Consider the following 19945-nt stretch of genomic DNA (forward strand, 5'->3'; position numbering starts at 1 on the left):
TATGATCGGTATTTTAAAAAAGGTGTTTGATGTAAACCAACGCCAAATTAAACGTATGCAAAAGACAGTTGAGCAAATTGATGCATTAGAGTCATCTATTAAGCCACTAACTGATGAACAATTAAAAGGAAAGACGCTTGAATTTAAAGAACGTCTAACAAAAGGTGAAACAGTAGATGATCTACTACCTGAAGCTTTTGCAGTTGTTCGCGAGGCGGCAACTCGTGTTCTTGGAATGCGTCCATATGGCGTACAGTTAATGGGTGGTATTGCCTTACATGAAGGGAATATTTCTGAGATGAAAACGGGTGAAGGTAAAACGTTAACATCTACATTACCTGTATATTTAAATGCTTTAACAGGAAAAGGTGTTCACGTTGTTACAGTCAATGAATACTTAGCACAACGTGATGCGAACGAAATGGGACAACTTCATGAGTTCCTTGGCTTAACGGTAGGAATTAACTTAAATAGTATGTCACGCGAAGAGAAACAAGAGGCTTATGCTGCTGATATTACGTATAGCACAAATAATGAGCTTGGATTCGATTACTTACGTGACAACATGGTTTTATATAAAGAGCAGTGCGTTCAACGTCCACTTCATTTTGCTATTATCGATGAAGTCGATTCTATTTTAGTCGATGAAGCACGTACGCCGCTTATTATTTCGGGACAAGCTCAAAAATCAACAGAGCTATACATGTTTGCAAATGCATTCGTTCGTACGTTAGAAAATGAAAAAGAGTATTCATTTGATGTGAAAACGAAAAATGTAATGTTAACAGAAGATGGTATTACGAAAGCAGAGAAAGCTTTCCATATTGAAAACTTATTCGATTTAAAACATGTAGCACTTCTTCACCATATTAATCAGGGGCTTCGTGCACACGTTGTTATGCACCGTGATACAGATTATGTTGTACAAGAAGGCGAAATCGTAATTGTAGACCAATTCACTGGTCGTCTTATGAAAGGTCGTCGTTATAGCGAAGGATTACACCAAGCAATTGAAGCAAAAGAAGGTGTAGAAATTCAAAATGAAAGTATGACACTTGCGACAATTACATTCCAGAACTACTTCCGTATGTATGAAAAATTATCTGGTATGACTGGTACAGCGAAAACAGAGGAAGAGGAATTCCGTAACATTTACAATATGAACGTTATTGTAATTCCAACAAACAAACCGATTATTCGTGATGATCGTGCTGATTTAATCTTTAAATCAATGGAAGGTAAGTTCAATGCTGTTGTTGAGGATATTGTAAATCGTCATAAACAAGGGCAACCTGTTCTTGTAGGTACAGTTGCAATTGAAACTTCAGAGCTTATTTCAAAAATGTTAACGCGTAAAGGTGTACGTCATAACATTTTAAATGCGAAAAACCATGCACGTGAAGCAGATATTATTGCGGAAGCTGGTATGAAAGGTGCTGTAACGATTGCGACGAATATGGCTGGTCGTGGTACAGATATTAAGCTTGGAGATGATGTGAAAATCTTCGGTCTAGCAGTTATCGGTACAGAACGTCATGAAAGCCGTCGTATTGATAATCAGTTACGTGGTCGTGCTGGTCGTCAAGGGGATCCTGGTGTGACGCAGTTCTACTTATCGATGGAAGATGAATTAATGCGCCGATTTGGTTCAGATAATATGAAAGCAATGATGGATCGTCTTGGTATGGATGATTCCCAGCCAATTGAAAGTAAAATGGTTTCTCGAGCGGTAGAGTCTGCACAAAAACGTGTTGAAGGAAATAACTATGATGCACGTAAGCAGTTATTACAATACGATGATGTACTTCGTCAGCAACGTGAAGTGATTTATAAGCAGCGTCAAGAAGTAATGGAATCGGAAAACTTACGTGGCATTATTGAAGGTATGATGAAATCTACAGTAGAACGTGCTGTTGCGCTTCACACACAAGAGGAAATTGAAGAAGATTGGAACATTAAAGGTCTTGTTGACTACTTAAATACAAACCTTCTTCAAGAAGGAGACGTAAAAGAAGAAGAATTACGTCGCCTTGCTCCTGAGGAAATGAGCGAACCGATTATCGCGAAATTAATAGAGCGTTACAATGACAAAGAAAAGCTTATGCCAGAAGAGCAAATGCGTGAGTTTGAGAAAGTTGTTGTATTCCGCGTTGTAGATACAAAATGGACGGAGCATATTGATGCGATGGATCACCTTCGTGAAGGTATTCATTTACGTGCTTACGGTCAAATTGATCCACTTCGTGAGTACCAAATGGAAGGATTTGCGATGTTCGAGTCAATGGTTGCTTCTATTGAAGAGGAAATTTCTCGTTACATTATGAAAGCTGAAATTGAACAAAACTTAGAACGTCAAGAAGTTGTTCAAGGTGAAGCTGTTCATCCATCTAGCGACGGCGAAGAAGCGAAGAAAAAGCCAGTTGTAAAAGGTGACCAAGTGGGCCGCAACGATTTATGTAAATGTGGTAGCGGTAAAAAATATAAAAACTGCTGTGGTATTGTTCAGTAATATAGGGCGGTAGCTTTGGCTGTTTTGCAAACTTTTATATCAAAAATGTATAATTAAGAAGGGTTAAACTCTCTCCGTAATAAGTGGAGAGAGTTTCCCTTGTTTTCATACGAAAGTAACAGCAATTACATAGAGGTGAAGGAAATGGAATTAGTAGAAATTAGACAGGAATTAGAGAAAATGGCTAAGCGATTAGCGGCTTTTAGGGGGTCTCTTTGACCTTCCTACTAAGGAGAAACAAATTGCAGAATTAGAAGAAAAAATGATGAGCGCAGGATTTTGGGATGACCAACAAGGCGCGCAAGCTGTAATTAATGAAGCGAATGCGTTAAAAGATATGGTTGGAAGTTTCCGTCAATTAGATGAAACGTTCGAAAATTTAGAAGTAACGCATGAGCTTTTAAAAGAAGAATACGATGAAGATTTACATGAGGAATTAGAGTCAGAAGTAAAAGGCTTAATTCAAGAAATGAATGAGTATGAGCTTCAGTTACTATTAAGTGATCCTTATGATAAAAATAATGCAATTTTAGAATTACATCCAGGTGCAGGTGGAACTGAGTCACAAGACTGGGGTTCTATGTTATTACGTATGTATACACGTTGGGCTGAAAAACGTGGATTTAAAGTAGAAACGGTTGACTATTTACCAGGTGATGAAGCTGGTATTAAGAGTGTAACTTTATTAATTAAAGGTCATAACGCTTACGGTTACTTAAAAGCAGAGAAAGGTGTACATCGTCTTGTACGTATTTCACCATTTGATTCTTCAGGTCGTCGTCATACGTCGTTCGTATCTTGTGAAGTTGTACCAGAGTTCAATGATGAAGTTGAAATTGAAGTACGTACAGAAGATTTAAAAATTGATACGTACCGCGCAAGTGGAGCGGGTGGGCAGCACGTTAATACGACAGATTCAGCAGTTCGTATTACACATACACCGACAAATACAGTTGTAACGTGTCAGTCGGAACGTTCTCAAATTAAAAACCGTGAGCATGCGATGAAGATGTTAAAAGCGAAATTATATCAAAAGAAACTAGAAGAACAACAGGCACAATTAGATGAAATCCGCGGGGAACAAAAAGAAATCGGATGGGGTAGCCAAATCCGTTCTTACGTATTCCACCCGTATTCTCTTGTAAAAGACCACCGTACAAATACGGAGGTTGGTAACGTACAAGCAGTTATGGATGGAGAGATTGATCCATTTATTGATGCCTACTTACGTTCTCGCATCTAATAAGTGAAAAAAAGCCAACTAAATTGTTGGCCCACGCTGAGGATATAGAGGATATAAAGAATTTGATTTTATTTTTATAGATGAAGTAAAGAGGAAGAGAAGTTGGAAACGACAACTTCTCTTTTTGATGGGATTATATGTAGATTACAATGGTGTATATTGTTTTGTAAAAAGTAGAGAATAGTAAAATAGAGCGATAATAGGGTAAAGATTTATATAGAACATTTCTAATTTTCCTTTTAAAAAGGATTCTTTATAGAAGTTTTTTAAGCTGTTCACAGAATTGAAACAACTTATGAAAGCTTTATTTTATCAAGGTTCTCACTGTATTTTTGAGGAATATGAAATACACCTTAGTTTTTCTATATAAAGATAATGCTTATAATGAAAATGAGTGTGTTAGGAATAAAAAGAATATCAACAATGGGGAGCGATAGAAGTGAAAAAGAAATTGTTGGCTATTGCGCTAGGGACATCGGTTGTTTTTGCTTTAGGAGCATGCGGAAATAAAGAAGAGAGTAAGTCTTCGAAACAGTCTGCAAGCACAGACAGCGCAGAACAAATTTTCCAAAGAAGTTGTGCTGGATGTCACGCGACAGATTTATCAGGGGCAACTGGACCTGATTTAAGAAAAGTAGGCGGTAAGTACGACGCTGCAGATATCGAAGAGATTATTAAAAAAGGCCGCGGTTCAATGTCACCAGGACTTATTCAAGGTGAAGATGCGAAAAAAGTATCTGAATGGTTAGCTGAACATAAATAAAAAAGGTGAACTGGACGAGTTGATAATATAGGTCAACTCGTTTTCCTTTTCATTTATGTAACATAACTGTAACAAAAATGTATCCGAACTGGAAACCGTTTGATGTTACAATGGGGTTTGTAGAATTTTGCTGAAATATATTACATAGAGTGGTATTGCTTATGAGAAAGCATAAGTAAACTACCTTCAACAAGGATGACTAAGTGAAAATGAAGGATGTCTTTTATTTTCAGATGTACAGAAAAGTATTTCGAAAAAAATCATTAAGTATTGGGTGATAAATAATGATAAAAATGACGAATGTTTATAAGGAGTACCCGAATGGTATGAAAGCCATTGCTGGTCTTACAGTTAACATTAAACAAGGTGAGTTCGTATACGTAGTTGGACCGAGTGGAGCCGGAAAATCTACATTTATTAAAATGATGTATCGTGAAGAGAAGCCATCTACAGGATCAATTAATGTAAATGGACTTGTTATTGAAACATTGGCAGAAAGAGATGTTCCATATTTTCGTCGTCAATTAGGCGTAATTTTCCAAGATTTTAAATTACTACCTAAATTAACGGTATATGAGAATGTTTCGTTTGCTTTAGAAGTAATTGAAGAAGAACCAGATGCAATTCGTGAGCGTGTAACAGAGGTTTTAGGTCTTGTAGGTCTTGAAGATCGTGCAGATGCAATTCCAAGTGAACTTTCAGGTGGAGAGCAACAACGTGTTGCGATTGCAAGAGCGATTGTAAATCGACCAAAGGTTGTAATTGCCGATGAGCCAACAGGTAACTTAGATATTGAAACAGCTCTTGATATTATGAAGATTTTTACTCGCATTAATGAGCGTGGTACAACAATTGTTATGGCGACGCATAATGCAGATATCGTAAATACAATCCGTCATCGTGTAATCGCGATTGAAGGCGGAAAAATTGTTCGAGACGAGATTGAGGGAGGATACGGATATGAAGGCTAAGACCCTTAGTCGACATTTGCGAGAAGGTGTAAAGAATCTATCACGTAACGGATGGATGACATTTGCTTCTGTTAGTGCAGTAACAGTTACATTATTACTTGTAGGTGTCTTTTTAACAGCGATTATGAATATGAACCATTTTGCGACGAAAGTAGAGCAAGATGTAGAGATTCGTGTACACATTGATCCAGCTGCGAAAGAAGCTGATCAAAAGAAATTAGAAGAAGATATGAGTAAGATTGCAAAAGTAGATTCTATTAAATATTCTTCTAAAGAAGAAGAGTTAAAACGTTTAATTAAAAGCTTAGGTGATAGCGGAAAAACGTTTGAGTTATTTGAACAAGATAACCCACTTAAAAACGTATTCGTTGTAAAAGCAAAAGAACCAACAGATACAGCGACAATCGCGAAGAAGGTTGAAAAAATGCAGTTTGTCAGTAATGTTCAGTACGGAAAAGGGCAAGTTGAACGATTATTTGATACTGTAAAAACTGGTCGTAACATTGGGATTGCGTTAATTGCTGGTCTTTTATTCACAGCAATGTTCTTAATCTCTAACACAATTAAAATTACAATTTATGCTCGTAGTACAGAAATTGAAATTATGAAACTTGTTGGTGCAACAAACTGGTTCATTCGTTGGCCATTCTTGCTAGAGGGGTTATTCTTAGGAGTATTAGGATCAATTATTCCAATTGGCTTAATTCTAGTTACGTATAATTCGTTGCAAGGTGTGTTTAACGAAAAACTTGGCGGAACAATTTTCGAGCTTCTACCATACAGTCCTTTCGTATTCCAATTAGCTGGTTTACTAGTGTTAATCGGTGCGTTAATCGGTATGTGGGGAAGTGTAATGTCAATTCGTCGTTTCTTAAAAGTATAAAAAGTTGCAAACATAATTCGTACAAGCTTATCATATAGTAGAAATAGGTAAAGGCATCACACACTGTGTGATGCCTTTTGCTACACCACCTGTGTGTTTTGGAAAGGGGAATTCCGCATTGAAACGTAGAGTTGCAATTATTGGAATGGTTGTTGCATTTTTAATTGGTGCTGGCGGAATGTTTGCAGGCATGTCTGTATTTGGGGTTAACCCAGCAGAAGTAACGCAAACAATTTCGAGTGGGAATGCTAGCACTGCGCAAGGGAATTTGGCAAAAATTAATGAGGCGTATGCACTAATTGATTCACGTTATGTGGAAGACGTGAAAGATGAAAAGTTAGTTGAAGGTGCAATACAAGGCATGTTGTCTACGCTGAAGGACCCTTATTCCACGTATATGGATAAAGAAACAGCCAAACAGTTTAGTGAATCGCTTGATCCTGAATTAGAGGGGATTGGGGCTGAGGTGAACAAAACGGACGATAAGCTTATTATCGTATCGCCAATTAAAGGTTCACCAGCAGAAAAGATAGGAATTAAACCGAATGACCAAATTTTATCTGTAGATGGAAACAGTGTGAAAGACTTATCACGTGAAGAAGCAGTATTAAAGATCCGTGGTAAAAAAGGAACGACTGTCGCAATTGAAATTAAACGTGCGGGAGTAACTGATCCGATTGTATTTAAAATTAAGCGTGAAAAAATTCCGATCTTTACAGTGTTTAGTTCTGTGAAGCAAGAGAGCGGAAGAGATATCGGTTATATGCAAATCACTTCTTTTGCTGAAAATACAGCGAAGGAATTTAAGGATCAGTTAAAAGAGTTAGAGAAGAAAAATATAAAAGGCTTAGTTATTGACGTGCGTGGTAATCCTGGTGGCTATTTAAATAGTGTAGAAGATATACTGGGAGAAATTATGACGAATAAAAAGCCGATGCTACAAGTAGAGCAGCGAAATGGTGAGAAGAAGAAATTCTCTACGGAACTGAAAGAGAGAAAACCATATCCAATTTCAGTATTAATTGATAATGGAAGTGCTTCTGCTTCAGAGATTTTAGCTGGTGCACTGAAAGAAGGAGAAGGATACGATTTAATTGGTGAAAAGACATTTGGTAAAGGTACTGTCCAGCAAGCTGTTCCATTTAAAGACGGCAGCAACATTAAATTAACGATGTTTAAATGGTTAACACCGGATGGGAACTGGATTCATAAAAAAGGAATCGCGCCAACAGTAGAAGTGAAGCAACCAAATTATTATCATGCGACACCAATTCAAATTGAAAAAACACTTTCATACAATTCAAATGATGTACAAGTAAAACATGCTCAAGAAATGCTTAAGAGCTTAGGATATGTACCAGGTCGTGAAGATGGATACTTTAGTAAAGAGACAGAATCAGCGCTGAAAGCATTCCAAAATGCGAATGAAATGGAAGCGACAGGACAGCTTGATAAAAAGACAGCTGAAGCGATTCAAACTAAAATTATCGAAAAAATCCGTTCTGGAGAAAATGATCTACAATTACAGTCAGCATTAAAATTAATGGCAAAATAAGAAGAAATACAGGCAGTTTGCTGCCTGTATTTTTTTGTGTTAAACAAACGTTTGTTTAGTTATGATAATATAAAAAGAAAGAATGATATAAATGGTGGTGAATGAGTTCGTGGAGTCGTGGATTTTTGAAATAATGCGGGCAGTTGGACGTTTTTTCTTACACCCTGCTGTCTATATATTTGTAATAAGTAGTATCTTCGTTGGATACTTACGTATGTTAAGAGAACGAAAAGATTTTTCTTTTAAAGTTTATGATATTTGGTTTGAACTGCGAACCTCTCTATTTGCAGGGATTGGATACGGATTAGTAGTATCTACTATTACGATTGGGCTTGGACTTGTTGTTTCTAAAGCAAGCTTATGGGCCATTTTAATTTGGACATTACTATTTGGATTAACGGCTATGTATCGATATTTATCAGCGGCTTATACATTTAGCATTGCGATTGTATGTGTTCTATTATCTTCTAAGCTACCAGTTTCCTTCTTACAGCTTCGAGAAGGTGAAGAGAATACCATTGTATCCCTTGCTATTTTGCTAGGCGTTATGCTTATTGTAGAAGGCTTATTGATTTCTAAAAACGCAGTAGGATATTCTACACCGAAGATTAGGAAGGGGAAGCGTGGATTAAAGATTGGTTTACACGAATCAAAGCGTTTATGGATCGTTCCTATTTTTATTCTTGTACCGGGTGATGCGGTAACGCAGTTTATTTCATGGTGGCCTGTCGTTTCAATAGGTTCAAATACATATTCTCTATTTCTCGTTCCATTTTTAATTGGATTTATGAGAAAGATTAAAAGTTATGAGCCGACGGAAGCTTTATTATTTACAGGAAGACGTGTTTATGGGTTAGCAGGACTTGTGCTCGTTTTAGGAATCGCAAGTTACTGGTGGCATGTACTTGCAATTATCGCGATGGGAGTCGCAATGCTTGGGCGTTTCACAATTTCGATGCAAGAGAAAATTACTGATGAAACAAGACCAGCGTATTTTGCTGCACGCAATGATGGGCTCGTTGTACTAGATACAATCCCAAATACAATTGGAGCAGAGCTAAAATTACTACCTGGAGAAATTATTACGAAAGTAAATGGAGTCATTCCAAAAAGCGCCGAGGAATTTTATGATGCGCTTCAAACGAAGACGACAGGAGCATTTTGTAAATTAGAAGTATTAGATACAAATGGTGAGCTTCGTCTTGCACAAACTGCATTATATGCTGGTGGACATCACGAATTAGGTATTGTATTCGTTGAGCAGGAGCATGAGTGGGATTCGGAAGCGATGTAATAGAAGGAATGGTATCACCTTGTGGTGGTACCTTTTTTGTTTTGGGGGAGGGTAGTTAGTAAATGAAATTTATATCGGCGATTATTTGAATATATCGACTCTCTGGAAAAAATGACAAATACCAAAAATCTTATTTTTAGTTTCATAGACGGATAACTTGAATAATTATTTGATAATGGTTATCATTTAGAGAGTCTTTTTAATTTTGGAAAATGGAGGTAAGATATGCTGCGTAAATTTTTTTCTTACTATAAACCGTATAAAGGTTTATTTATACTCGACTTTTCTTGTGCGGTTGTCGCAGGATTACTAGAACTTGGCTTCCCGCTTATCGTAAATCAATTTATTGATAAGTTATTGCCAGGACAAAACTGGACGCTTATTTTATGGGCTTGTTTCGGTTTACTTGCAGTGTATATATTAAATGCAGGCTTACAATATGTTGTTACATATTGGGGACATATGCTTGGTGTTAACATTGAAACGGATATGAGGCAGAAATTATTTGATCATATTCAAAAGCTATCATTTAGATTTTTTGACAATAATAAAACAGGTCATTTAATTTCACGTCTTACAAACGACTTAATGGAAATTGGGGAAATTGCTCACCATGGACCAGAAGATTTATTTATCGCTATTATGACTTTAGTTGGGGCATTTTCATTTATGATGATGATCAACTGGAAGTTAGCGCTATTAACGTTCTTCGTCATTCCATTCTTATTATGGTTAGCACTTTACTTCAACAAAAAAATGACAGGTACATTTAGACGTTTATTCTCAGACGTTGCTGATTTCAATGCATGTATTGAGAATAATGTTGGTGGTATTCGCGTAGTACAAGCATTCGGAAATGAAAAGTTTGAGAAAGAGCAATTTGCTGTTAACAACGCTCGTTTCCGCACAACGAAATTAATGGCGTATAAAATTATGGCATTAAATTCATCGATTAGTTATATGCTCATGCGTCTCGTAACACTCTTCGTCTTAATATGCGGTACATGGTTTGTTCTGCAAGGTGAATTAACGTACGGTGGATTTATTGGATTCGTTCTATTAACGAATATTTTCTTCCGCCCAATTGAAAAAATTAATGCGGTAATCGAAAGCTATCCGAAAGGGATCGCTGGTTTTAAGAGATATGTAGAGCTTCTTGAAACAGAGCCAGATATTGTAGACTCTAAAGGTGCGATGGAAGTTAAACATGTACATGGTGATATTCAATATAACAACATTACGTTCGGATATGAAAATAAAGAACCGATTTTAAATGACATTAGTTTGAACATACATGCAGGTGAAACGGTTGCGTTCGTTGGACCATCAGGAGCTGGAAAAACAACGTTATGTAGTTTACTCCCACGTTTTTATGAACAATCGTCTGGTTCAATCCAAATTGATGGTATTGATACGAAAGATATGACATTATCTTCACTTCGTAAACAAATTGGAATTGTGCAGCAAGATGTGTTCTTATTCTCAGGAACGATTCGTGAAAATATTGCTTACGGAAATTTAAAGGCGTCAGAAGCTGAAATTTGGCAGGCGGTAAAACGTGCGCAGTTAGAAGACTTAATTCACTCACAACCAGACGGTTTAGATACCGTTATCGGTGAGCGTGGTGTGAAACTTTCTGGTGGACAGAAACAGCGTCTAGCGATTGCTCGTATGTTCTTGAAAAACCCACCAATTTTAATATTAGATGAAGCGACTTCTGCATTAGATACAGAGACGGAACTAGCGATTCAAAAATCGCTTGCAGAACTATCTGTCGGCCGTACAACATTAGTTATCGCTCACAGGCTTGCAACGATTAAAAATGCAGATCGTATCGTCGTTGTAAATAAAGATGGTATTGCAGAACAAGGTTCGCATGAGGAACTAATTGAGCAAGGCGGAGGATACAGCCGATTATACGAAGCTCAGTTCAGTTCATAAATATAATTTCTGCTGAATTAGTGCACCATAAGTAAGTGAAAATCTTATATGGGAGGCTATAAAGCATGATTGTAACAACAACGTCTACAATTCAAGGAAAAGAAATTATTGAGTACATCGATATCGTCAATGGAGAAGCGATTATGGGCGCGAATATCGTTCGTGACCTTTTCGCTTCTGTTCGTGACGTTGTCGGCGGCCGCGCGGGTGCTTATGAAAGTAAATTAAAAGAAGCGCGCGACATCGCAATGGAAGAAATGAAAACTTTCGCAAGACAAAAAAATGCGAATGCAATTGTTGGTATCGACGTGGATTACGAAGTAGTTCGCGAAGGGATGTTAATGGTTGCGGTGAGCGGGACTGCTGTCCGTATATAAAAGTGAAAAAGCCGTGCTGATGCACGGTTTTTTCACTTTTATTAATGCTATTCTGTGTCGAAGTTCCAATATTTCTTGGGAAATGCGGAAGGCCTTGTCGATATATAGGGAAGACATTAGAGCGCTTCTTTACATTTTCGGATTTGAACTAATAATGTTTCGTATTCTTGTTCGAGAGATGTGATGTCATCGTGATGATTTGGTATGGAAATTCGGCCGATGATTTCTGTTAATTTTGTTTGTAATCGTAATAATTCTTGTTCAGTAACGTTTACAGAATCCCCGGTTGTTCTTTTTGTGTATTGCTCGTAATTACCATGGAATATTCTTGGTTCACTCTCATCTACTTGTAGAATATGGTCTGCAACAGAGCGAATAAAGGCACGGTCATGGCTAATGAAAAGTATTGTGCCAGGGTATTCTTGTAACATAATTTCTAATTCTTCTTGCGTTGCTAAGTCTAACTAGTTTGTCAAACTTATTTCTGTTCGCTATTTTTGAATTTATTATTATACAATTGTGCTTTTGCCAGCGCCTCAGCATCGTTTTGGATTTCATCTAGTCCATTCGCATCCCCAATAATATATCCTTCAAATGATGAACCAACAAAATCAAAGATGTATTGAAACTGAGCGATAAGCGGCAATGCTTTCAGTTTTGGATTGTCTCCGCCAACGATGACAACATACATTTTTTTGCCTTTCATTTTTTCTTTGAAATGAAGAGATGTATCGCGCAAGCTTTGTGACCAACGATCGACGAAGTTTTTCATATGTCCGCTCATTCCGTACCAGTATAGCGGTGTAGCAAAGATAATTGTGTCGTGCTCTAACATGCGTTTCGTTAACTGCTCATAATCATCATTTACAGGTTGGAATCCTTCTGCATCATGACGCTTATCTGTAATAGGATAGACTGTGTGATCACGTAAATAAATTTGTTCTGTTTCAATTCCATCAATCATCATATGTGTTAAAGCTTCCGTATTTCCGTTTTTTCTTGAACTGCCATGTATAACAAACATGTAATCATCCCTTTTCTTTTGCTTGTTTTAGGAGTGAAACGTGTTTTTGCAAATTCGTTTGAATGTTGGAAAGTAATGTGATTTGCTTTGTTACTTCATTGAGTTTATCTTCGTAAAGCGTAAGGATACTGCTGCACGGATTGTCGTACAGGTGCGGTTCAGTTTCAAGGCAGCGCAGCATCCTTGCCGTCTCTTCTAAATTTAAGCCAATTTGTAAGTACATTTGAATAAGCTCCACTTTTTCGATGGCACTTTCATCAAAATCACGGTAGCCATTTGCGAGGCGCTTAGAAGGGAGTAGTCCCTTTTCTTCGTAATGTCTTAGTGATCTTTCACTAACGCCAGTTTCTTTTGATAATTCTCCAATTCGCAATGTGTTTCACTCCTTTTACATGTATTGTAAACCTTCACACTAATGTGAAGGTCAATGCTGTTTTTTCGCAAAAGAGTCTACATGATTTAAAAACACCTGAATGGCTTTAGACGGGATGAAGTATTTGCCGCGCACGATGGAGAATGGACGGATGAGTTGTTCATTTGGAACTTCGACGTGGAATAGCTCTTTTGCCAGTAGCTCTTTTCGTACAGTCCAATCAGAAAGTATAGCGATGCCAAGTCCGGCACTAACTGCTTCCTTAACGCTTTGGATACTACTAAATGTAAAGAATCGTTTCATTTTCAAATGGTGTTGATGAATAAAGCGGTCACTATAAGCGCGTGTACCAGAACCACTTTCTCTTAATACCCATACTTGATCTTGGAGTGTACTTTCATTTATTTCATTTGTGCGGAGCAGTGGATGATTTGGAGGGACGACGAGCTTCATTTCATCTTGCATAAACGTTTCAACGTCAACGTCGGCGTATACGACTTGCCCTTCCACTAAGCCGATATCGATTTGATTAGAGCGAAGACTTTGTAAAACGTCTTCTGTATTTGAGATAAAGGTATGAACTTCGACGTGTGGATTTTCATTCGCATAGTTAGCCAGTATTTTTGGAAGTAAGTATTCGCCAATTGTGAAACTAGCACCGATGCGAAGAGTTCCTGTTACAACGTTATGTAATTCGTTAATTTCTTGTTTGGCTTCTTCGTAAAGAGAGAGCATTTGCTTTGCATGTATATATAGTATGTTTCCAGCCTCCGTCACTTGGACGTGCTTTGGGGAGCGCTGAATAAGAGTAGTGCCAAATTCGTTTTCTAAGTTGCGTATATGCATACTTACGCCAGGTTGTGAAAGGTTTAATAATTCTGCTGCACGTGAGAAGTGTTTCTGTTCAACGACAGTAACAAATATTTTTAAAATGTCTACGTTCATGTAATGGGCTCCTTTCTTTTTCTATCATCTTATCATAAGTATTTCTGATGATAGAGATTTGGTATTGATATTAAACTTATTATAGAAACTCTCTTATAATGTAAGTAGAAAGAACATGCATGTTCCAATACGATTATTGGGGTGGTACAAGGTGGAACAAACACTTGTTATACAAAAGAAGAAGGGCTTTGGATTTTCGCAAGGAATTGGGATTACATTATTAATCGCAATTGCCGCGAAATATTTAGCTGGGCTTCCATTTTTAAATATTATGGGACAATTAGTAATTGCTATTCTAATTGGGATGGTTTGGCGCGCTGCAATTGGAGTTCCTCATGATGCGATTGCAGGAACGAACTTTGCGAGTAAGAAGTTACTGCGCTTTGGGATCATCTTACTTGGAATGCGATTAAATCTTGTTGATATTGCGAAGGCGGGGCCGAAAGTATTGGTCATCGCGGCGGTTGTTATTACATTTACTATTTTTGTTGTGTACGGACTAACGAAAGTATTTAAAGTAGAAAAGAAACTTGGGATTTTAACAGCATGCGGTACGGCAATTTGCGGCGCGGCCGCGGTTGTGGCAATTGCACCGCAAGTGAAAGCAAAAGATGACGAAACAGCAGTTGGAGCAGCGATTATCGCAATTTTAGGTACTATATTTACGCTTATTTATACGTTATTATATCCAGTGCTTGGTTTATCTCCATACGGTTACGGTGTATTCTCAGGTGCGACGCTTCACGAAATCGCTCATGTCATCGCAGCTGCGGCGCCAGGAGGAAGCACGGCTGTAGATATCGCAGTTATCGTGAAGCTAACGCGCGTTGCAATGCTTGTGCCAGTAGCGATTTTAATCGGATTATGGTTTGGTAAGAGTGAAGGTAGCGAGGAAAAAAGATCATGGCGCGAACTTCCAATTCCGTGGTTCATCTTCGGGTTTTTAGCAATGAGTGCAGTGCATTCGCTTGGGATTATTCCAGAAGTTGTTGCGGGATACATTGTTGTCATTGCTTACATGCTGATTGCAATGGCGATGGCGGGGCTTGGTTTAAATGTAGAGTTTAAAACGTTCCGTAAGTTAGGAAGTAAAGCATTCGTGGCGGGGCTGATCGGCTCGGTTTGCCTTTCTATTCTTGGATACGTTCTTGTATATGCGTTAGGATTTATGTAGTAGGACGAAGAAGCTGTTCCAAAAGATATTTTGGGACAGCTTCTTTCTTATGCTTATAGTGCTATCGATGTCGATATATTAAAAAAACGCTGATATAAATTGAACTACTCTTGTACTTTGTTAGAGTAGATGTTTAGTGAAATGTTTTTCTAAAATTTGTAAGGATATCTTTACTTGTTACTGGAAAATATTTATAATTTAAGTAAAGATATCTTTACTTTTGAAGGTGGAGCCTATGGGTGTGAAAAATAAAATAAAAGAGTTAAGAAAGCAAAATCATATAACGCAAGTTGAAATGGCAAAGGCGATGCAGGTGACGCGGCAGACGATTGTGGCGATTGAAAACCATCACTATAACCCGAGTCTAGAGTTATCCTTAAAAATCGCCAAATATTTTGGAGTGAAGGTGGAGGGAATCTTTACGCTGGAGTAAGGGGGAAAGAAAATAAATGATAAGTTTGAGAGATTTCAATTAGATTAAACGTTTAAATATATAAGGATTGGTTTTGGTTTATTAATAAGTATGGCATCAACGAGCGTGTTAGCAACAAAGAATAATAGATAGAAAAAGGGGAACTGGGATGGAATTACCGGTGTTATGTGTCGCTACAGCTATATTTGCGCTTCTTTGGGGAATGCAAAACTTTTCTCGTAATCCAGTGCCAAGTATTTGTATTATGATTGGTACTGTAGGTTTAACGTATTATTTATTAGTATTAGCCCATTATCATAAAACGGCAACGAGTGTTGTTGTTGGAGCACTTATTTTATTTTGTGGGCGCGCCATACAAAAGGGGTTATTTCCATAAAAGCTGTTTATACACTTTGTATAAACAGCTTTTTGTATTTTTTTACAAATTACTTGAAAGTTACGTAACGTCATCTTTTAAAATGAAGGGGAAGAGGTGATGGTAGTGATTTCAATACAAGAATTGACGAGAGAAACAGGGGTTACAGTACGTACATTACGTTATTACGATCAAATAGATTTGTTAAAGCCGAGCGGAAAAACAGAAGGTGGGCATCGTTTATATAGTGAAGTTGACGTAATAAGGCTGCAACAAATTTTATTTTTAAAGGAAATGGGATTTTCATTAAAAGAGGCTGCGAATATGTTAGTAAAAGGTGAGCTTAACTTAAAGGATTCTCTTGAAAAACAACTTCGGTTTGTACAGGAAGAACAAAAGAAATTTAATCGAATGGAGCGTGTTTTACAAGCTGTTGTTTATTCGGTAGATGTGGAGGGAGATCTTGATTGGAAAGTTATGTTTGAACTTATTCAGCTTTCGAAACAGTCTCCTCGTATACGTGAAATATTCCAAAATGAAGTGTTTTCAAAGGAAGAACAAAAGTTGCTTCACAATTTGCCGAATATGAGTGAAGAAGATCCGAATGTTTTAGAATGGGTAGATTTATTAAAGCAATTCCGTACTTTTATGAAGGAAGGTAAAGAAGCTGCTAATGATGAGGTACAAGGGGCAACGAAAAAATTAATGCAGAAGTGTTTAGAAATGGCTAATGGTGACGAAGCATTTTTAGATAAGTTATGGGAAGTTAGAAAATCGAAGGAAGATTCACAGAAAATGAGCATGTATCCAATTGAAGAAGAACTTTTAATATATATGGATGAAGCTTTTCGTATTTATGATGAAAAGGAGAAGGATAAATGAGTATACTCGCAGAATATCGTTGGTATTTTTTAATTGGGGCAGAAATTGTATTTTGGTTATCAGCTATCGGTTTCTTTTTACTCCGTTACGGATTCCGTTTGAAAAAGGCGAGCTTTATTATGGGGATTGTACTCCTCGTAAATGAAGTGTTTATTTTAACATTAGGGGTAGTGGACTATTATCAAACAGGAAAGTTCTCTAATTTTCAAATCATTACTGTAATTATTTTATTGTATGCAGTTTTCTACGGGAAAAAGGATTTGAAGAAGCTGGATATATTTGCGCAAAAGCTAGTTGCGAAATGGCGTAATGAACCAGCGCCAATTATGGAAGAGCACGTAGAATTAACAGGTATGGCCTATGCGAAGCAGGAAATAAAAAATTGGGTATTACATCTTGTTTTATTCGTTGGTGTGCACATATTCTTTTTCTTTGCGTATGGATTTATTTCGTTTGAACAATGGGGTAATTGGTTAGAATCGGGAATCGTTTTAAATAAAGCTGCAAGTCGCGTGAGCCAAGTGTGGGCAATTATATTTTTAGTTGATACAGCGATTTCATTTTCATATGTGATTTTTCCGAAGAAGGAGAAAGGAAAAGAAAAGCTACTTTCATAGTTGAAAGTAGCTTTTGGGTATACAAATAATTTTTATAGGAGAGGATGACAATAGGAAAAAGAATCAGTTTTATATGTCTATTTCTCTTTAGTTTAGTAGCATGTGCACCATCTAACACTACAATTAACAAGAAGAATGATGTCATTGTAAAGGGAACCAGGATTTCCAATCTAGATAAATTCGAGCAGTTCGTTTGGAATGTGGAACAAGGGAAAGTTGATGAAATAAGAATTGTACAGTATACCGATGAAGGTGACCCGGTTTTTCAAACGTTAGAGCATAGTGGGAAAGATATCCTTTATGTGTTAGATAGTAGACAAGACAAATTTGCTGGTGAGGATAAAAGGTTATATAAAGATAGCTGTAAAAGGATTGTTAAAGAGCAGCGTGAATCGCAAACGGCTTATAGGTTAATAGACTGTGTGAATGAAAATGGGCGCAATGGATATGACTTAGTATATGTACCTAAAAAATAGAGTTAGTAGAGGAAGGAAGTATTTAATCCTTCCTTTTTCTATGTGTATATTGTCGAAAACTTTACCGAATATCTGTTCGTTTCTTTAGGTTTTTTATAGGTATTCGTGGTAAAATAATAATACAGATTTTTATGAGGAGGTCGGATTTTCTTGGAACGTCAATTTGAAATTGTCTCAGCGTATTCCCCGCAAGGTGATCAGCCGGTAGCTATAGAGAAGCTTGTAGAGGGAATTAATAGTGGAAAGAAAAAGCAAGTGTTGCTTGGAGCGACAGGAACGGGTAAGACATTTACGATTTCAAATGTCATTAAAGAAGTGCAAAAGCCAACACTTGTCATGGCTCACAATAAAACATTAGCAGGTCAGTTATATAGTGAGCTAAAAGACTTTTTCCCGAATAATGCAGTTGAATATTTTGTTAGTTATTACGATTATTATCAGCCAGAAGCGTATGTACCACAAACAGATACGTTTATTGAAAAGGACGCGCAGATTAATGATGAAATTGATAAATTGCGTCACTCGGCAACGTCTGCATTATTTGAACGGGACGATGTAATTATCGTTGCGAGTGTATCGTGTATATATGGTTTAGGTTCTCCTGAAGAATACCGCGAGTTAGTTGTGTCACTTCGAGTTGGTATGGAGAAGGACCGCAATCAATTGCTTCGTGAACTTGTTGATGTACAGTATGGACGTAATGATATTGATTTCAAGCGTGGTACATTCCGTGTGCGCGGAGATGTAGTTGAAATCTTCCCAGCATCACTTGATGAGCATTGTATTCGGATTGAATTTTTCGGCGATGAAATTGATCGTATTCGTGAAGTAAATGCGTTAACAGGTGAAGTATTAGCAGAACGTGATCATGTAGCAATCTTCCCAGCATCTCACTTCGTTACACGTGAAGAGAAAATGAAGGTCGCTATTGAAAATATCGAAAAAGAATTAGAAGAGCGTTTAAAGGAATTAAATGATAACGGTAAGTTGCTAGAAGCACAGCGTATAGAGCAACGTACACGTTATGATTTAGAAATGATGCGCGAGATGGGCTTTTGTTCAGGGATTGAAAACTATTCCCGTCATTTAACACTTCGTCCAGCAGGTGCAACGCCGTATACGTTATTAGATTATTTCCCGAAAGATTTCTTAATCGTTATGGATGAATCGCACGTATCAGTGCCACAAGTAAGAGCGATGTATAACGGTGACCAAGCACGTAAACAAGTGCTTGTGGATCATGGATTCCGTCTGCCATCGGCTCTAGATAATAGACCGCTCATGTTTGATGAGTTTGAAGAAAAAACAAATCAAGTTATTTACGTTTCAGCAACGCCGGGACCGTATGAGTTAGAGCAGTCACCAGAAGTAATAGAACAAATTATTCGTCCAACAGGGCTTTTAGATCCACCAATCGATATACGACCTATTGAAGGTCAAATTGACGATCTATTAGGAGAAATTCAAGATCGTATTGCAAAAAATGAACGTGTACTAATTACGACTTTAACGAAGAAAATGTCAGAGGATTTAACGGATTACTTAAAAGATGTAGGAATTAAAGTGAACTATCTTCACTCTGAAATTAAAACGTTAGAACGTATTGAAATTATCCGTGACCTTCGCCTTGGTAAGTTTGATGTACTTGTCGGTATTAACTTATTACGAGAAGGATTAGATATTCCAGAAGTATCACTTGTAGCGATTTTAGATGCTGATAAGGAAGGGTTCTTGCGTTCAGAACGTTCGTTAATTCAAACGATTGGTCGTGCGGCGCGTAATGAAAACGGCCGCGTTATTATGTACGCAGATCGCATAACGAGATCGATGGGAATTGCAATTGAAGAAACGCAGCGTCGTCGTACTATACAAGAAGCTTACAATGAAGAGCATGGTATCACGCCGAAAACGATTCAAAAAGGCGTTCGTGATGTAATCCGTGCAACGACAGCGGCTGAAGAGACAGAAACATACGAAGCAACTCCTGCTAAGAAAATGACGAAAAAAGAGCGCGAAAAGACAATTGCGAAGATGGAAGCAGAGATGAAAGAAGCAGCAAAAGCGTTAGACTTCGAGCGTGCAGCTGAACTAAGAGATTTACTATTAGAATTAAAAGCGGAAGGGTGAAAA

General features: G+C 37.5%; 20 protein-coding genes. 16 read left to right on the plus strand and 4 right to left on the minus strand.

Annotation, left to right across the window (positions count from 1 at the left end):
• Position 1: 1 nt before the first annotated feature.
• From secA to MR167_RS07570, 9 genes are all read left to right on the plus strand, one after another.
• The gene (gene secA, locus MR167_RS07530; RefSeq protein WP_000579374.1) at positions 2-2509 is read left to right on the plus strand and encodes a preprotein translocase subunit SecA; all 2508 of its coding nucleotides are present in this window, start codon (positions 2-4) and stop codon (positions 2507-2509) included.
• 144 nt (positions 2510-2653) lie between these two features.
• A protein-coding gene (gene prfB, locus MR167_RS07535) for a peptide chain release factor 2 (protein ID WP_097807990.1) occupies positions 2654-3752 on the plus strand; the annotation gives its coding sequence in 2 pieces (ribosomal slippage) (positions 2654-2725 and positions 2727-3752; 1098 coding nt in all).
• Positions 3753-4191: 439 nt separating this feature from the next.
• Positions 4192-4515 (plus strand): cytochrome c551, encoded by a 324-nt coding sequence (gene cccB / locus MR167_RS07540; protein WP_000727971.1) that lies wholly within the window; start codon positions 4192-4194, stop codon positions 4513-4515.
• Between the two features lie 284 nt (positions 4516-4799).
• Positions 4800-5486, plus strand: coding sequence for a cell division ATP-binding protein FtsE (ftsE, locus tag MR167_RS07545; RefSeq protein WP_000594331.1), 687 nt, complete (start codon positions 4800-4802; stop codon positions 5484-5486).
• A complete protein-coding gene (gene ftsX / locus MR167_RS07550) occupies positions 5476-6369 on the plus strand; it encodes a permease-like cell division protein FtsX (protein WP_000645028.1) in 894 nt (297 codons plus the stop codon). The genes ftsE and ftsX overlap by 11 nt, the downstream gene beginning before the upstream one ends.
• Before the next feature lie 118 nt (positions 6370-6487).
• Entirely contained in the window at positions 6488-7924 is a 1437-nt protein-coding gene (locus tag MR167_RS07555) for a S41 family peptidase (RefSeq protein WP_000830306.1), read from the plus strand.
• A 91-nt stretch (positions 7925-8015) separates the two neighbouring features.
• Entirely contained in the window at positions 8016-9218 is a 1203-nt protein-coding gene (locus MR167_RS07560; protein ID WP_242314291.1) for a PDZ domain-containing protein, read from the plus strand.
• A 225-nt stretch (positions 9219-9443) separates the two neighbouring features.
• A complete protein-coding gene (locus tag MR167_RS07565) occupies positions 9444-11159 on the plus strand; it encodes an ABC transporter ATP-binding protein (protein ID WP_044783069.1) in 1716 nt (571 codons plus the stop codon).
• A gap of 65 nt (positions 11160-11224) precedes the next feature.
• Complete coding sequence (locus MR167_RS07570) at positions 11225-11536, plus strand: heavy metal-binding domain-containing protein (RefSeq protein WP_000637523.1); 312 nt, start codon at positions 11225-11227, stop codon at positions 11534-11536.
• A 116-nt stretch (positions 11537-11652) separates the two neighbouring features.
• On the opposite strand, the gene MR167_RS07575 is transcribed toward MR167_RS07570, so the two are convergent.
• The 4 genes from MR167_RS07575 to MR167_RS07590 are packed head-to-tail and all read right to left on the minus strand — an operon-like array spanning position 11653 to position 13878.
• Positions 11653-11967 (minus strand): macrolide transporter, encoded by a 315-nt coding sequence (locus MR167_RS07575; RefSeq protein WP_481746699.1) that lies wholly within the window; start codon positions 11965-11967, stop codon positions 11653-11655.
• Positions 11968-12014: 47 nt separating this feature from the next.
• Positions 12015-12560, minus strand: coding sequence for a flavodoxin family protein (locus MR167_RS07580; protein WP_000497589.1), 546 nt, complete (start codon positions 12558-12560; stop codon positions 12015-12017).
• A 4-nt stretch (positions 12561-12564) separates the two neighbouring features.
• Entirely contained in the window at positions 12565-12933 is a 369-nt protein-coding gene (locus MR167_RS07585; RefSeq protein WP_001219206.1) for a MerR family transcriptional regulator, read from the minus strand.
• Between the two features lie 51 nt (positions 12934-12984).
• The gene (locus MR167_RS07590; RefSeq protein ID WP_001100016.1) at positions 12985-13878 is read right to left on the minus strand and encodes a LysR family transcriptional regulator; all 894 of its coding nucleotides are present in this window, start codon (positions 13876-13878) and stop codon (positions 12985-12987) included.
• 151 nt (positions 13879-14029) lie between these two features.
• Here MR167_RS07590 and MR167_RS07595 point away from each other — a divergent pair, with 151 nt between their 5' ends.
• The 7 genes from MR167_RS07595 (at position 14030) to uvrB (ending at position 19942) form a co-directional block, all read left to right on the plus strand.
• Entirely contained in the window at positions 14030-15052 is a 1023-nt protein-coding gene (locus MR167_RS07595) for a YeiH family protein (RefSeq protein WP_242314293.1), read from the plus strand.
• A 235-nt stretch (positions 15053-15287) separates the two neighbouring features.
• Complete coding sequence (locus MR167_RS07600) at positions 15288-15485, plus strand: helix-turn-helix transcriptional regulator (protein ID WP_000538366.1); 198 nt, start codon at positions 15288-15290, stop codon at positions 15483-15485.
• 148 nt (positions 15486-15633) lie between these two features.
• Complete coding sequence (locus MR167_RS07605) at positions 15634-15861, plus strand: hypothetical protein (protein WP_000422656.1); 228 nt, start codon at positions 15634-15636, stop codon at positions 15859-15861.
• A gap of 99 nt (positions 15862-15960) precedes the next feature.
• The gene (locus MR167_RS07610) at positions 15961-16722 is read left to right on the plus strand and encodes a MerR family transcriptional regulator (protein WP_000260349.1); all 762 of its coding nucleotides are present in this window, start codon (positions 15961-15963) and stop codon (positions 16720-16722) included.
• A complete protein-coding gene (locus MR167_RS07615) occupies positions 16719-17339 on the plus strand; it encodes a hypothetical protein (RefSeq protein ID WP_000025208.1) in 621 nt (206 codons plus the stop codon). Before MR167_RS07610 ends, MR167_RS07615 begins: the two co-directional genes overlap by 4 nt.
• 44 nt (positions 17340-17383) lie before the next feature.
• A complete protein-coding gene (locus MR167_RS07620; RefSeq protein ID WP_000151993.1) occupies positions 17384-17815 on the plus strand; it encodes a DUF4362 domain-containing protein in 432 nt (143 codons plus the stop codon).
• A 150-nt stretch (positions 17816-17965) separates the two neighbouring features.
• A complete protein-coding gene (gene uvrB / locus MR167_RS07625) occupies positions 17966-19942 on the plus strand; it encodes an excinuclease ABC subunit B (RefSeq protein WP_017763744.1) in 1977 nt (658 codons plus the stop codon).
• Positions 19943-19945 lie beyond the last annotated feature (3 nt).

Source organism: Bacillus cereus group sp. BfR-BA-01355 (assembly GCF_022663675.1).
In the GTDB taxonomy this organism is placed as follows: Bacteria; Bacillota; Bacilli; order Bacillales; family Bacillaceae_G; genus Bacillus_A; species Bacillus_A thuringiensis_S.

Excerpts from the sequence above, each read along its gene's own strand:
- secA (WP_000579374.1), top strand. The coding sequence starts at position 2 with ATGATCGGTATTTTAAAAAAGGTGTTTGATGTAAACCAACGCCAAATT.
- ftsE (WP_000594331.1), top strand. The coding sequence starts at position 4,800 with ATGATAAAAATGACGAATGTTTATAAGGAGTACCCGAATGGTATGAAA.
- ftsX (WP_000645028.1), top strand. The coding sequence starts at position 5,476 with ATGAAGGCTAAGACCCTTAGTCGACATTTGCGAGAAGGTGTAAAGAAT.
- MR167_RS07560 (WP_242314291.1), top strand. The coding sequence starts at position 8,016 with ATGGTGGTGAATGAGTTCGTGGAGTCGTGGATTTTTGAAATAATGCGG.
- MR167_RS07565 (WP_044783069.1), top strand. The coding sequence starts at position 9,444 with ATGCTGCGTAAATTTTTTTCTTACTATAAACCGTATAAAGGTTTATTT.
- MR167_RS07570 (WP_000637523.1), top strand. The coding sequence starts at position 11,225 with ATGATTGTAACAACAACGTCTACAATTCAAGGAAAAGAAATTATTGAG.
- MR167_RS07575 (WP_481746699.1), bottom strand. The coding sequence starts at position 11,967 with ATGTTACAAGAATACCCTGGCACAATACTTTTCATTAGCCATGACCGT.
- MR167_RS07580 (WP_000497589.1), bottom strand. The coding sequence starts at position 12,560 with ATGTTTGTTATACATGGCAGTTCAAGAAAAAACGGAAATACGGAAGCT.
- MR167_RS07590 (WP_001100016.1), bottom strand. The coding sequence starts at position 13,878 with ATGAACGTAGACATTTTAAAAATATTTGTTACTGTCGTTGAACAGAAA.
- MR167_RS07600 (WP_000538366.1), top strand. The coding sequence starts at position 15,288 with ATGGGTGTGAAAAATAAAATAAAAGAGTTAAGAAAGCAAAATCATATA.
- MR167_RS07605 (WP_000422656.1), top strand. The coding sequence starts at position 15,634 with ATGGAATTACCGGTGTTATGTGTCGCTACAGCTATATTTGCGCTTCTT.
- MR167_RS07610 (WP_000260349.1), top strand. The coding sequence starts at position 15,961 with ATGGTAGTGATTTCAATACAAGAATTGACGAGAGAAACAGGGGTTACA.
- MR167_RS07615 (WP_000025208.1), top strand. The coding sequence starts at position 16,719 with ATGAGTATACTCGCAGAATATCGTTGGTATTTTTTAATTGGGGCAGAA.
- MR167_RS07620 (WP_000151993.1), top strand. The coding sequence starts at position 17,384 with ATGACAATAGGAAAAAGAATCAGTTTTATATGTCTATTTCTCTTTAGT.